We start from the raw sequence: 13,087 nt of genomic DNA, 5'->3' as shown, positions 1-13,087 counted from the left end.
GCTCTTACCGGGCCGAAGCGAGTTGAGTGAAAGCGGAACCGAGCCACTGCTGCACACCGCTCATGGTGGCGGCAGAAGTGTCGAGGAACGGCTGCGGATACACGCCAAGCACGATCAGCAGGACCGCCAGGCCCAGCACCATGGTCAGCTCGCGGCCATCCATGCCGGCCAGCACGGTGTCGCCCTTGGACGGACCGAAGTAGGCGCGGTGGATCATGATCAGCGAGTACACCGAACCGAACACCAAGCCCGTGGTAGCGATCACGGTGATCCAGGGCACGTGGGCGAAGCTGCCGATCAGGATCAGGAACTCGCCGACGAAGTTGCCGGTGCCCGGCAAGCCCAGGGAGGCCGCGGCGAAGAACAGGCTGATGGCCGGCAGGTAGGCGATGCGGTGCCACAGACCGCCCATCTGACGCATGTCACGGGTGTGCAGACGCTCGTACAGCTGGCCGGACAGGATGAACAGCGCCGCGGCCGACAGACCGTGGGCGAGCATCTGGATCACCGCCCCTTGCAGCGCTTGCTGGCTGCCCGAATAGATGCCGATCAGCACGAAGCCCATGTGCGAAACGCTGGAGAAGGCGATCAGGCGCTTGATGTCGGTCTGCGCGAAGGCCAGGAAAGCCCCGTAGAAGATGCCGATCAGGCCGAGTGTCATGGCGATCGGCGCGAACTCGGCCGAAGCATTGGGGAACAGCGGCAGCGCGAAGCGCAGCAGACCGTAGGCCGCAGTCTTGAGCAGGATACCGGCCAGGTCCACGGAGCCTGCGGTCGGCGCCTGGGCATGGGCGTCAGGCAGCCAGGAATGGAACGGCACCACCGGCAGCTTCACCGCGAAGGCGATGAAGAAGCCGAGCATCAGCAGGTATTCGGTGCCTGCCGGCAGTTGCGTCTTCAGCAGGTCGCTGTAGTTGAAGGTCAGCACACCGGTGGTGTTGTAGTTGACCAGCACCAGACCAAGGATCGCCACCAGCATGATCAGGCCGCTGGCCTGGGTGAAGATGAAGAACTTGGTCGCCGCGTAGATGCGCGTCTTCTTGCCGTCCGCCGAGCTGTGACCCCAGAGCGCGATGAGGAAGTACATCGGCACCAGCATCATTTCCCAGAAGAAGAAGAACAGGAACAGGTCCAGAGCCAGGAACACCCCGACCACGCCGCCCAGGATCCACATCAGGTTGAGATGGAAGAAGCCGACGTGGGCCTGGATCTCTTTCCAGGAACACAGCACCGACAGCAGGCCGAGCAGGCCGGTCAGCAGGATCATCAGCAGCGACAGGCCATCGAGCGCCAGGTGCACGCTGATGCCGAAGCGCTGAATCCACTGGACCTTGAATTCCAGGGCCCAGGCCGGTTCCGCGCCGGGGGCGGGGGCGAGCGTGTAGTCGCCGTGGGCCCACAGCCACAGGCCGATGCCGAGCAGCAGGGACATGGTCAGCAGCGCGATCCAGCGCGGCAGGGTGGCGCCGAAGCGCTCAGCCAGCCAGCACAGGAGGCCGCCGATGAAGGGGATCAGGATCAGCCAAGGCAGAATCATGACGGGTTCGTTTCCTTTCGCAGAGTCGCAAGGTTCGCAAGATTCAGAGTCATACCGCCGCCACTACGATAGCGCCGAGCACCAGGACGGCGCCCACGGCGATGGAGGCGGTGTACCAGCGCAGCTGGCCGGTCTCGGTCTTGCTCATGGCAACGTGTCCGCCACGCGCCAGGCGCGGGACCAGACCGATGGTGCGGTCGACCGGGTCCTTGCGCAGGACATGGCTGATCCACAGGTACGGTTTGACGAACAGCTTGTCGTACAGCCAATCGAAGCCCCAGGCGGCGTACCACCAGGCCGAGAGGAAGCGCCCGATGCCGCTGTTGGCCACGGCGGTGACCAGGCGGCGCTTGCCGAGGAAAAGCATGGCTGCCAGCAAGATGCCGGCGATGGCGATGGCACCGGAGGCGATTTCCAGGCTGTGCTGGGCTTCGCCACCTTCGTGACCGGCGCTTTGCGGCAGTACACCGGCCAGCGGTGGATGGATCCAGGCACCGATGAAAGTCGACAGCACGATCAGCACGCACAGCGGCAGGCCGTGGGCCAGGCCGTGGCCGGCGTGGGCTTCGGTCTTGGCTTCGCCGTGGAAGGCGATGAAGATCAGGCGGAAGGTGTACAGCGAGGTCATGAAGGCGCCGACCAGGCCTGCGTACAGCAGGTTGGCGTTACCGCTGGCGAAGGCTTCCCAGAGGATCTCGTCCTTGGAATAGAAGCCCACGGTGATGATCGGCAAGGCCGCCAGGGCCGCGCCGCCGACCAGGAAGCTGGCGTAGGCCAGCGGCAGCTTCTTCCACAGGCCGCCCATCTTGAAGATGTTCTGCTCGTGGTGGCAGGCGTTGATCACCGAGCCCGAGGCGAGGAACAGCAGGGCCTTGAAGAAGGCGTGGGTCATCAGGTGGAAGATCGCCGCCTGCCAGGCGCCGACGCCCAGGGCAAGGAACATGTAACCGATCTGGCTCATGGTCGAGTAGGCGAGGATACGCTTGATGTCGATCTGCACCAGCGCGGCGAAGCCGGCCAGCACCAGGGTCACGCCGCCGACCACGCCCACCAGGTGGAGGATGTCCGGGGCCAGCAGGAACAGGCCGTTGGTACGGGCGATCAGATAGACACCGGCCGTGACCATGGTCGCGGCGTGGATCAATGCCGAAACCGGGGTTGGGCCGGCCATGGCGTCGGCCAACCAGGTCTGCAGCGGCAACTGCGCGGACTTGCCGACCGCACCGCCCAGCAGCATCAGCGTGGCAAGCACCATCCAGGTGTCGCCGGCCTGGAACTTCTGCGGTGCCAGCACCAGCAGTTCCTGCACGTTCAAGGTGCCCAGCTGGACGAACAGGATGAACAGGCCGATGGCCATGAACACGTCGCCGATGCGGGTGACGATGAACGCCTTGAGCGCGGCGTTACCGTTGTTGCGGTTGCTGTAGTAGAAACCGATCAACAGATACGAGCAGAGGCCCACGCCTTCCCAACCGAAGTAGATGAACAGCAGGTTGTCGCCCAGGATCAGGAACAGCATGCTGGCGATGAACAGGTTGGTGTAGGAGAAGAACCGCGAGTAGCCGGTATCGCCACGCATGTACCAGGAAGCGAACAGATGGATCAGGAAGCCCACGCCGGTGACCACGCCCAGCATGGTGACCGACAGGCCGTCCAGGTACAGGGTGAAGTTCGGCGCGAAGCCGTCCACCGACATCCATTGCCACAGCAGTTGGCTGTATGCGCCGCCTGCGGGCGGCGCGACGTTGAACTGCCAGATCACGTAGGCGGCTACGGCCGCCGAGAGACCGACCGAGCCGACGCCGATCAGTGCCGACAGGTTCTCGGAGAACCGCCCGCGGGAGAACGACAGCAGCAGGAAGCCGATCAGGGGGAAGACGAAAGTCAGAAAGAGAAGGTTCATCCGCGCATCTCACTGGCAGCATCGATGTCGAGGGTGTGGAAGCGGCGATACAGCTGCAGCAGGATCGCCAGGCCAATGCTGGCCTCGGCGGCTGCCAGGCTGATCACCAGGATGAACATGATCTGGCCATCGGGCTGTACCCAACGGGCCCCGGCGACGATGAACGCCAGGGCAGACGCGTTCATCATGACTTCCAGACTCATGAGCACGAAGAGAATGTTGCGCCGGACCATGAGGCCGACCAGTCCTAGACAGAACAGCACGCCGGCGACCGCCAGGCCGTGCTCGAGAGGGATAGTACCCATGGTTTACTCCTTCGCCTCGTTGCGGCCCAGGTGGAAGGCAGTGACCGCCGCGGCCAGCAGCAGCATCGAAGCCAGCTCGACCACCAGCAGGTAAGGGCCGAACAGGCTCACGCCCACGGCTTTGGCATCGACCGTCGCGCCACTGATGCCGGCACCACTCGGCGCGGCGAACAGCACGTAGAGCAGCTCGATCAGCAGCAATGCACCCAGCAGTACGGGCCCTGCCCAGATGCCTGGGGTGAGCCAGCCACGCTCCTGGGCGACCGAAGCCGGCCCGAGGTTGAGCATCATCACCACGAAGACGAACAGCACCATGATGGCACCGGCGTAAGCGATCACTTCCAGGGCGCCGGCGAACGGCGCACCCAGGGAGAAGAAGATCATCGCCACGGAGATCAGCGAGATGATCAGGTACAAAAGCGCATGCACAGGGTTGGTCCCGGTCACCACCCGAAGGGTGGAGACCACGGCGATCCCGGATGCGAAGTAGAACGCGAATTCCATCTTTCTGTCCTTATGGGAGCAAGCTCTTCACGTTGATCGGCTCGGCTTCGTTCTGCGCGGCGCCTTTCGGTTTGCCTGCGATCGCCATCCCGGCAACACGGTAGAAGTTGTAGTCAGGGTTCTTGCCGGGGCCGGAGATCAGCAGATCTTCCTTTTCGTAGACCAGGTCCTGACGTTTGAACTCGGCCATCTCGAAATCCGGGGTCAACTGGATCGCGGTGGTCGGGCACGCTTCCTCGCACAGGCCGCAGAAGATGCAGCGTGAGAAGTTGATGCGGAAGAACTCGGGGTACCAACGGCCGTCGTCGGTCTCGGCTTTCTGCAGCGAGATGCAGCCGACCGGGCAGGCCACGGCGCACAGGTTGCAGGCGACGCAACGCTCTTCGCCGTCCGGATCGCGGGTCAGTACGATGCGGCCGCGGTAGCGCGGCGGCAGGTACACGGCTTCTTCGGGGTATTGCAGGGTGTCGCGCTTGCGAAACCCGTGGGAGAACACCATCGCCAGGCTGCGCAGCTGGGTGCCGGTGCCTTTCACGATGTGGCCGATATATTTGAACATGGGTCAAATCCTCACTGGGCCGCGACGGCTGGCGTGTTGTAGAGCACGATCGCAGCGGTCACCAGCAAATTGATCAGGGTCAGCGGCAGGCAGAATTTCCAGCTGAAGTCCATCACCTGGTCATAGCGTGGGCGCGGAATCGAGGCGCGCAGCAGGATGAACAGCATGATGAAGAACGCGGTCTTGAGCGCGAACCACAGGAACGGCACTTGCGGCAGCAGATCGAACGGGCCGTGCCAGCCGCCGAAGAACAGCGTCACCAGCAGCGCCGACACCAGGATGATGCCGATGTACTCGCCGACGAAGAACATGCCCCATTTCATGCCGGCATATTCGATGTGGTAACCATCGGCCAGTTCCTGCTCGGCTTCGGGTTGGTCGAACGGGTGACGGTGCGTCACGGCAACGCCGGCGATGAAGAAGGTACAGAAGCCGAAGAACTGCGGAATGATGAACCACAGGTTCTGCGCCTGGTACTCGACGATGTCGCGCATGTTGAACGAACCGACCTGCACCACCACACCCATCAGCGCCAGGCCCAGGAACACCTCGTACGATACGGTCTGCGCCGAGGCCCGCAGGCTGCCGAGCAGGGCGTACTTGTTGTTCGACGACCAGCCGGCGAACAGCACGGCGTACACCGACAGACCCGCCATGGCGAAGAAGAACAGCAAGCCGATGTTCAGGTCCGCCACGCCCCAGACCGGGGTGATCGGGATCACCGCGAAGGCTATCAGCAGCGCGCTCATGGCCACGACCGGCGCCAGGGTGAAGATGAAACGGTCCACGAAGGGCGGGTTCCAGTCTTCCTTGAAGAACATCTTCAGCATGTCGGCGGCGATCTGGAACATGCCGAACGGGCCCACGCGGTTCGGGCCGTAGCGGTCCTGCCACCAGCCCAGCAGACGGCGCTCGACGAAGCTGAGCAGCGCGCCGCAGACCACCACGGCCAGCAGCACCACGATGGCGCGTACGACCGTGAGGATCACGTCGATCACTTCAGGGGTGAACCAACTCATTGTGCTGCCTCCTGCAGGCCTTCGACGGTGGCGCCGAAGATGGCCGGCGGAATGCCGGCCAGGCCTTTCGGCAAGGCGACCAGGCCCGCGCCCAGCGCTTCATGGATACGCAGCGGCAAGCGCAGCGCGACACCGCCCACGCTCAGGCTGAGCAGGGCGCCTTCGTTGACGCCCAGGCGGTCCGCTTCGGACTTGGCCAGGGCCACGTAGGCCTCGGGAATGCGCGATTGCACAGGAGCTGCGCGCGAGGAGTTCTCTTCGCTGCCGAACAGGTGAAACAGCGGCACTGCGGTCCAGGTGCCGCGTGCCGGGTTGTAGGCACCCGGAACGGCGCTGAACCAGCTAAGGCCGTCGCCTTGGGATTCGATCAGCCGTACGCCCGGATCGCCTGCGCGCAAGTGACCGCCGACCTCGTCCTGAAACTTGTTCCAGGCCTGCGGCGAGTTCCAGCCCGGCGACCAGGCGAACGGCACCTGCTGGCGCGGCTCGGCCGAACCCGAATAGCCTTCCATGGAGAAGGCGAAGGCGGTGTCCTTGTCTTGCGGAGTACGCGGCTCGTGCACGCTGATGTCCGCGCGCATGGCGGTGCGACCGGAGTAACGTAGCGGCTCGCGGGCCAGTTTCAGGCCCTTGATGCGGAAGGCGGCGCTCGGCGCGGCGGCGACGATGCCGGCCAGTTGTGGGCTGACCTTGGCGCACGCCTCGGTGACGTGGTCCAGTTGCGTCCAGTCGACGGGCTTGTTCAGCAGGGTGGCACGCAGCGCGTGCATCCAGCGCCAGCCTTCGTGGACCTTGATGCTGCTGTCCAGATACTGCGGGTCGAACACCTGGAAGAAGCGCTGAGCGCGGCCTTCGAGACTGACCAGGGTGCCGTCGCCTTCGGCGAAGGAAGCGGCCGGCAGCACCAGATGGGCGCGGTCGGTGGTCGGGGTCTTGCTGTGGTCGGCGACGATCACCACCTTGGCGGCGGCCAGCGCGGCATCGACCTTGGCGGCCGGCAGGCGGGCGTACAGGTCGTTTTCCAGCACCACGATGGCGTCGGCCTGGCCGTTGATCACAGCGTCCAGCGCAGCGTCGGCGCTGTCGCCACCGAACATGGCCATGCCCAGGCTGTTGGCCTCGGGCACCACCAGGCTCAGCGAGCCGTTCTTCTCGCGCTGCTTCAACGCCTTGGCGATGTTGGCGGCGGCTTCGATCAGGGCAGGCTCGGCCAGCGAGGTGCCGGCGATGACCAACGGACGCTGGGCGGCGACCAGGGCATCGGCGATGCGTTGCGCCAGGGCCGTGGCTTCTTCGTCGAGGTTGGCGACGGCAGGCGCGCTCGGGTCGATGGCATGGGCCACGGCGAAGCCGAGGCGGGCCAGGTCCACGGGGGCGGCGTGTACGCATTCTTCGGCGACGTCGTCCAGCTTGGTGTCGGTCAGCGACGCGATGAACAGCGGGTACAGCGCGTGCTGTCCGATGTTCTTCACCGCAGCGTCGAGCCACGGCTGCACTTTCATGCCTTCGGCCATGGCCTCGGCCTTGCCCTTGGTCGCCTGGCGCACCGACAGCGCGACACGGGCGGCCGTCTGGGTCAGGTCTTCGCCAAGCACGAACACGGCGTCGTGGTCTTCGATGTCGCGCAGGGTCGGCACGGGCAGAGGGCTATTGTTCAGCACGTCGAGCACCAGGCGCACGCGCTCGAGCTCGGCGGCTTCGATACCGGAATAGAAGTACTCGGCCCCGACCAGTTCGCGTAGGCCGTAGTTGCTTTCCAGGCTAGCCCGCGGCGAGCCGATGCCGACGATGGTGCGGCCGCGCAGCAGGTCGGCGGCCTTGTCCAGAGCCGCGTCGAGCGACAGCTTGCTGCCATCGGCCAGGTGCGGCTGGCGTGGACGGTCCTTGCGGTTGACGTAGCCGTAGCCGAAGCGGCCACGGTCGCAGAGGAAGTACTGGTTCACCGAACCGTTGAAGCGGTTCTCGATGCGCCGCAGCTCGCCGTAGCGCTCGCCGGGGCTGATGTTGCAACCGCTTGAGCAACCGTGGCAGATGCTGGGCGCGAACTGCATGTCCCACTTGCGGTTGTAGCGCTCGGAGTGGGTCTTGTCGGTGAACACACCGGTCGGGCAGACCTCGGTCAGGTTGCCGGAGAACTCGCTTTCCAGCACGCCGTCTTCGACCCGGCCGAAGTACACGTTGTCGTGGGCGCCGTACACACCCAGGTCGGTGCCGCCGGCGTAGTCCTTGTAGTAGCGCACGCAGCGGTAGCAGGCGATGCAGCGGTTCATCTCGTGGGCGATGAACGGACCGAGGTCCTGGTTCTGGTGGGTGCGCTTGGTGAAGCGGTAGCGGCGCTCGTTATGACCGGTCATCACGGTCATATCCTGCAGGTGGCAGTGGCCGCCTTCCTCGCACACGGGGCAGTCGTGCGGGTGGTTGGTCATCAGCCATTCGACGACGCTGGCGCGGAACGCCTTGGATTCGTCATCTTCGATGGAAATCCAGGTGCCGTCGGAGGCTGGGGTCATGCAGGACATGACGATGCGACCGCGGGTGTCGTTCTCGTCGGTGTACTGCTTGACCGCGCATTGCCGGCAGGCACCGACGCTACCGAGCGCCGGGTGCCAGCAGAAATAGGGGATGTCGAGGCCAAGCGACAGACAAGCCTGTAACAGGTTGTCCGCACCGTTGACTTCGAGCGCTTTGCCGTCTACGTGGATAGTGGCCATGGTTCAAAGTTCTTCGTTGGCCCGCGTGAGCAGGCGTGGCTAATGGAAATCGGTTTGCCCGCGGCCTGCCGCGAATCGTTCGGGTCGGCCAGCGGGCAGGCGGGCGGCACGGGCCGCCCGCACTTCATCTTGTTATGCGCCGACCACCACCGGCCCAGCCGGCAGAGGATGGGCCAGGTTCGGGCTCAAGGTGGCGCCTGAGGATGCAGGGGCGACACCGGCCTCGAACTCTTCGCGGAAGTACTTGATGGCACTGCCCAGTGGCTCGACGGCACCGGGGGCGTGTGCGCAGAAGGTGCGGCCCGGGCCGAGGAAGTTGACCAGCCCCAGCAGCGTCTCGATGTCTTCGGCGCGGCCTTGGCCGCGCTCCAGCGAACGCAGCATCTTCACGCTCCAGGGCAGGCCGTCGCGGCACGGGGTGCACCAGCCGCACGACTCGCGGGCGAAGAACTCCTCCATGTTGCGCAGCAGCGACACCATGTTGACGGTGTGGTCCACGGCCATGGCCAGGCCCGTACCCATGCGCGTACCGACCTTGGCGATGCCGCCGGCGTACATCTGCGCTTCGAGGTGTTCGGGCAACAGGAACCCGGTACCGGCGCCGCCTGGCTGCCAGCACTTGAGCGTGAAGCCGTCGCGCATGCCGCCGGCGTAGTCCTCGAACAGCTCGCGGGCGGTGACGCCGAACGGCAGTTCCCACAGGCCCGGGTTCTTCACCTTGCCGGAGAAGCCCATCAGCTTGGTGCCGTGGTCTTCGCTGCCGGCGCGTGCCAGCGCCTTGTACCAGTCGTTGCCGTTGGCGACGATGGCCGGCACGTTGCACAGGGTCTCGACGTTGTTCACGCAGGTCGGCTTGCCCCATACGCCGACGGCGGCAGGGAAGGGTGGCTTGGAGCGCGGGTTGGCGCGGCGACCTTCGAGGGAGTTGATCAGCGCGGTCTCTTCGCCACAGATGTAGCGACCGGCGCCGGTGTGCACGAACAGCTCGAAGTCGAAGCCCGAGCCGAGGATGTTCTTGCCCAGCAGGCCGGCGGCCTTGGCCTCGTCGATGGCGCGGTTGAGGTTCTTCGCCGCCGTGGTGTATTCGCCGCGCAGGAAGATGTAGCCGCGGTATGCCTTGAGCGCGCGGGCACTGATCAGCATGCCTTCGATCAGCAGATGGGGCTGTTGCTCCATCAGCATGCGGTCTTTCCAGGTGTTGGGTTCCATCTCATCCGCGTTGCACAGCAGGTAGCGGATGTTCATGGATTCGTCTTTGGGCATCAGGCCCCACTTCACCCCGGTGGGGAAGCCGGCGCCGCCGCGGCCCTTGAGGCCCGAGTCCTTGACGTTCTGCACGATCTCGTCGGGCGACAGCTGCGCCAGCGCAGTACGCGCGGCGGCATAGCCGTTCTTGCTCTGATATTCGCTGAGCCAGACCGGCTCGCCGTCTTCGCGCAGGCGCCAGGTCAGCGGATGGGTCTCGGCACTGCGCGCGATGCGGTTGGCCGGGCCGAAGGAAGTGATGGTCATGCGTAACCCTCCAGCAGCTTGGAAACGCCAGCAGGCTGCACGTCGCCAAAGGTGTCGTCGTCGATCATCAGCGCCGGGGCCTTGTCGCAGTTGCCCAGGCAGCACACCGGCAGCAGGGTGAAACGCCCGTCCTCGGTGGTCTGGCCCAGGCCGATGCCCAGTTCGCTCTGGATCTGGCTGACGACCGATTCATGGCCGCCGATGTAGCAGACCATGCTGTCGCAGACGCGGATGATGTGGCGGCCGACCGGCTGGCGGAAGATCTGGCTGTAGAAGGTGGCCACACCCTCGACGTCGCTGGCCGGAATGCCGAGCACCTCGCCGATGGCGTAGATGGCGCCGTCGGGCACCCAGCCACGGGCCTTCTGCACGATCTTCAAGGCTTCGATGGACGCCGCGCGCGAGTCCTCGTAGTGGTGCATCTCGTGCTCGATGGCCGAGCGCTCGGCTTCGCTCAGGGCGAAGCGGTCAGTCTGGATAAGCGTGCTGTTCATGCTTAGCGGTCCACGTCAGCCATAACGAAGTCGATACTGCCCAGATACGCGATGAGGTCGGCGACCATGCTGCCTTTGATCACCGAAGGGATCTGCTGCAGGTGCGGGTAGCTCGGGGTGCGGATACGGGTGCGGTAGCTCATGGTGCCGCCGTCGCTCGTCAGGTAGTAACTGTTGATGCCCTTGGTCGCTTCGATCATCTGGAACGACTCGTTGGCCGGCATGACCGGGCCCCACGACACTTGCAGGAAGTGCGTGATCAGGGTCTCGATGTGCTGCAGGGTGCGCTCTTTGGGCGGCGGCGTGGTCAGCGGGTGGTCCGCCTTGTACGGGCCTTCCGGCATGTTGCGCAGGCACTGGTCGATGATGCGGATGCTCTGGCGCATCTCTTCCACACGCACCATGCAGCGGTCGTAGGCATCGCCGTTGTGCGCCAGCGGCACTTCGAACTCGAAGTTCTCGTAGCCCGAGTAGGGGCGCGCCTTGCGCAGGTCGAAGTCGCAACCGGTGGAACGCAGGCCGGCACCGGTGGTGCCCCACTCCAGCGCTTCCTTGGTGTTGTAGGCCGCGACGCCAATGGTGCGGCCCTTGAGGATGCTGTTCTGCAGCGCGGCCTTGGTGTACTCGTCGAGGCGCTTGGGCAGCCACTCGACGAAGTCCTTGACCAGCTTGTCCCAGCCGCGCGGCAGGTCGTGCGCAACGCCGCCGATGCGGTACCAGGCCGGGTGCAGGCGGAAACCGGTGATGGCTTCGATCACGGTGTAGGCGCGCTGGCGGTCGGTGAAGGTGAAGAACACCGGGGTCATGGCGCCGACGTCCTGGATGTAGGTGCCCAGGAACAGCAGGTGGCTGGTGATGCGGAAGAACTCGGCGAGCATGATGCGGATCACGTCGACCTTCTGCGGCACCTGGATGCCGGCCAGCTTCTCCACCGCCAGCACATAAGGCAGGTTGTTCATCACCCCGCCCAGGTAGTCGATGCGGTCGGTGTAGGGGATGAAGCTGTGCCACGACTGGCGCTCGGCCATCTTCTCGGCGCCACGGTGGTGGTAGCCGATGTCGGGCACGCAGTCGACGATCTCTTCGCCGTCCAGTTGCAGCACGATGCGGAACGCGCCGTGGGCCGAAGGGTGGTTCGGGCCCAAGTTGAGAAACATGTAGTCCTCGTTGGCGCCTTGGCGCTTCATGCCCCAGGCTTCGGGGTTGAAGCGCGCCGACTCTTCTTCGAGCTGCTGCTTGGCGAGGGTCAGGCTGTAGGGATCGAACTCGGTGGCGCGGGCCGGGTAGTCCTTGCGCAGCGGGTGACCTTCCCAGGTGGGCGGCATCATGATGCGGCTCAGGTGCGGGTGGCCGGCGAAGTCGATGCCGAACATGTCCCACACTTCGCGCTCGTACCAGTTGGCGTTGGGCCAGATGCTGGTGATCGACGGCAAGTTCAGATCGCCCTCGCTGAGCGAGACCTTGATCATCACGTCGCTGTTACGCTCGATCGACAGCAGGTGGTAGAACACGCTGAAGTCGGCCGCGGGCAGGCCGCGGCGCTGGGTGCGCAGGCGCTCGTCCACGCCGTGCAGGTCGTAGAGCATGCTGTAGGGCTTGGCCACGCCGCGCAGGAAGCTCAGGATTTCCTTGAGCTGGGCGCGCTTGACCCAGAGCACCGGCATGCCGGTGCGCGTTTCCTGGGCGACGAAGGCGTCGGCGCCGAAACGGTTGTGCAGTTCGACGACCACATCTTGGTCGTCAGCCTTGTAAGGCGGAATGAAAATAGCGGTGTCCGCTGTCATGGTCTCGGTCGCTTTGGTTCAACGTAGAGAATGAAGCCAGGCCGCCTGCTCGGGGGAGCGGGCGGCAGGTCGCTGGATCAGACTTCGTCGGGGCTGCGCAGGTTGGTTACCGCGATACGCTGCTCGCGGCGCAGGTCTTTCTGCGCCGGCATCTCGGCACGGTAGATACCTTGGTCGCCCACGACCCAGGACAGCGGGCGTCGCTCCTGGCCGATCGACTCCTGCAACAGCATCAAGCCTTGCAGGAACGCTTCGGGGCGAGGCGGGCAGCCCGGCACGTAGACGTCCACGGGGAGGAACTTGTCGACCCCCTGAACGACCGAGTAGATGTCATACATGCCGCCGGAGTTGGCGCACGAACCCATGGAGATGACCCACTTGGGTTCGAGCATCTGCTCATACAGGCGCTGGATGATCGGCGCCATCTTGATGAAGCAGGTACCGGCGATGACCATGAAGTCGGCCTGACGCGGCGAGGCCCGGATGACTTCGGCGCCGAAGCGGGCGATGTCGTGGGGTGCCGTGAAAGCCGTGGTCATTTCCACGTAGCAGCAGGACAGGCCGAAGTTGTACGGCCAGAGGGAGTTCTTGCGACCCCAGTTGACGGCACCACGCAGCACATCTTCGAGTTTCCCCATGTAGATGTTCTTGTGGACCTGGTCCTCTAGCAGTTGGTCGGTGACGGTTGCCCGATCGCCGACCGGATACTGCTCGTTGGGCGCATCCGGGTCGATTCTGGTGAGATTGTATTGCATTGCC

At 64.8% G+C, this 13,087-nt stretch carries 11 protein-coding genes; all 11 read right to left on the bottom strand.

Annotated features, from left to right (window positions below; translation table 11 throughout):
• Positions 1 to 4: 4 nt before the first annotated feature.
• Complete coding sequence (gene nuoM / locus ACSMEV_RS16240) at positions 5 to 1,537, bottom strand: NADH-quinone oxidoreductase subunit M (RefSeq protein ID WP_459206067.1); 1,533 nt, start codon at positions 1,535 to 1,537, stop codon at positions 5 to 7.
• A gap of 49 nt (positions 1,538 to 1,586) precedes the next feature.
• Positions 1,587 to 3,440, bottom strand: coding sequence for an NADH-quinone oxidoreductase subunit L (nuoL, locus tag ACSMEV_RS16235; RefSeq protein ID WP_459206066.1), 1,854 nt, complete (start codon positions 3,438 to 3,440; stop codon positions 1,587 to 1,589).
• Entirely contained in the window at positions 3,437 to 3,745 is a 309-nt protein-coding gene (gene nuoK / locus ACSMEV_RS16230; RefSeq protein ID WP_459206065.1) for an NADH-quinone oxidoreductase subunit NuoK, read from the bottom strand. Before nuoK ends, nuoL begins: the two co-directional genes overlap by 4 nt.
• Before the next feature lie 3 nt (positions 3,746 to 3,748).
• Positions 3,749 to 4,249 (bottom strand): NADH-quinone oxidoreductase subunit J, encoded by a 501-nt coding sequence (gene nuoJ, locus ACSMEV_RS16225; protein ID WP_413047051.1) that lies wholly within the window; start codon positions 4,247 to 4,249, stop codon positions 3,749 to 3,751.
• A gap of 10 nt (positions 4,250 to 4,259) precedes the next feature.
• Positions 4,260 to 4,808 carry an NADH-quinone oxidoreductase subunit NuoI gene (nuoI, locus tag ACSMEV_RS16220; RefSeq protein WP_296268578.1) on the bottom strand — a complete coding sequence of 183 codons (549 nt, stop codon included), beginning with the start codon at positions 4,806 to 4,808 and terminating at the stop codon, positions 4,260 to 4,262.
• A gap of 11 nt (positions 4,809 to 4,819) precedes the next feature.
• Positions 4,820 to 5,827, bottom strand: coding sequence for an NADH-quinone oxidoreductase subunit NuoH (nuoH, locus tag ACSMEV_RS16215; RefSeq protein ID WP_459206064.1), 1,008 nt, complete (start codon positions 5,825 to 5,827; stop codon positions 4,820 to 4,822).
• The gene (gene nuoG, locus ACSMEV_RS16210; protein ID WP_459206063.1) at positions 5,824 to 8,538 is read right to left on the bottom strand and encodes an NADH-quinone oxidoreductase subunit NuoG; all 2,715 of its coding nucleotides are present in this window, start codon (positions 8,536 to 8,538) and stop codon (positions 5,824 to 5,826) included. Before nuoG ends, nuoH begins: the two co-directional genes overlap by 4 nt.
• 132 nt (positions 8,539 to 8,670) lie before the next feature.
• Positions 8,671 to 10,050: an NADH-quinone oxidoreductase subunit NuoF gene (gene nuoF / locus ACSMEV_RS16205; RefSeq protein ID WP_459206062.1), complete on the bottom strand. Its 1,380-nt coding sequence runs from the start codon at positions 10,048 to 10,050 to the stop codon at positions 8,671 to 8,673.
• Positions 10,047 to 10,544: an NADH-quinone oxidoreductase subunit NuoE gene (gene nuoE / locus ACSMEV_RS16200; protein ID WP_459206061.1), complete on the bottom strand. Its 498-nt coding sequence runs from the start codon at positions 10,542 to 10,544 to the stop codon at positions 10,047 to 10,049. The genes nuoF and nuoE overlap by 4 nt, the downstream gene beginning before the upstream one ends.
• A 2-nt stretch (positions 10,545 to 10,546) precedes the next feature.
• Positions 10,547 to 12,328: an NADH-quinone oxidoreductase subunit C/D gene (nuoC, locus tag ACSMEV_RS16195; RefSeq protein WP_459206060.1), complete on the bottom strand. Its 1,782-nt coding sequence runs from the start codon at positions 12,326 to 12,328 to the stop codon at positions 10,547 to 10,549.
• 77 nt (positions 12,329 to 12,405) lie between these two features.
• Positions 12,406 to 13,083, bottom strand: a complete 678-nt coding sequence (locus ACSMEV_RS16190) for an NADH-quinone oxidoreductase subunit B (protein ID WP_296268572.1) — start codon at positions 13,081 to 13,083, stop codon at positions 12,406 to 12,408.
• Positions 13,084 to 13,087 lie beyond the last annotated feature (4 nt).

It is taken from the genome of Pseudomonas sp. MLB6B (assembly GCF_054508135.1).
Note: the sequence above shows the minus strand (reverse complement) of the source record. Positions and strands in the feature narration are given on the sequence as shown.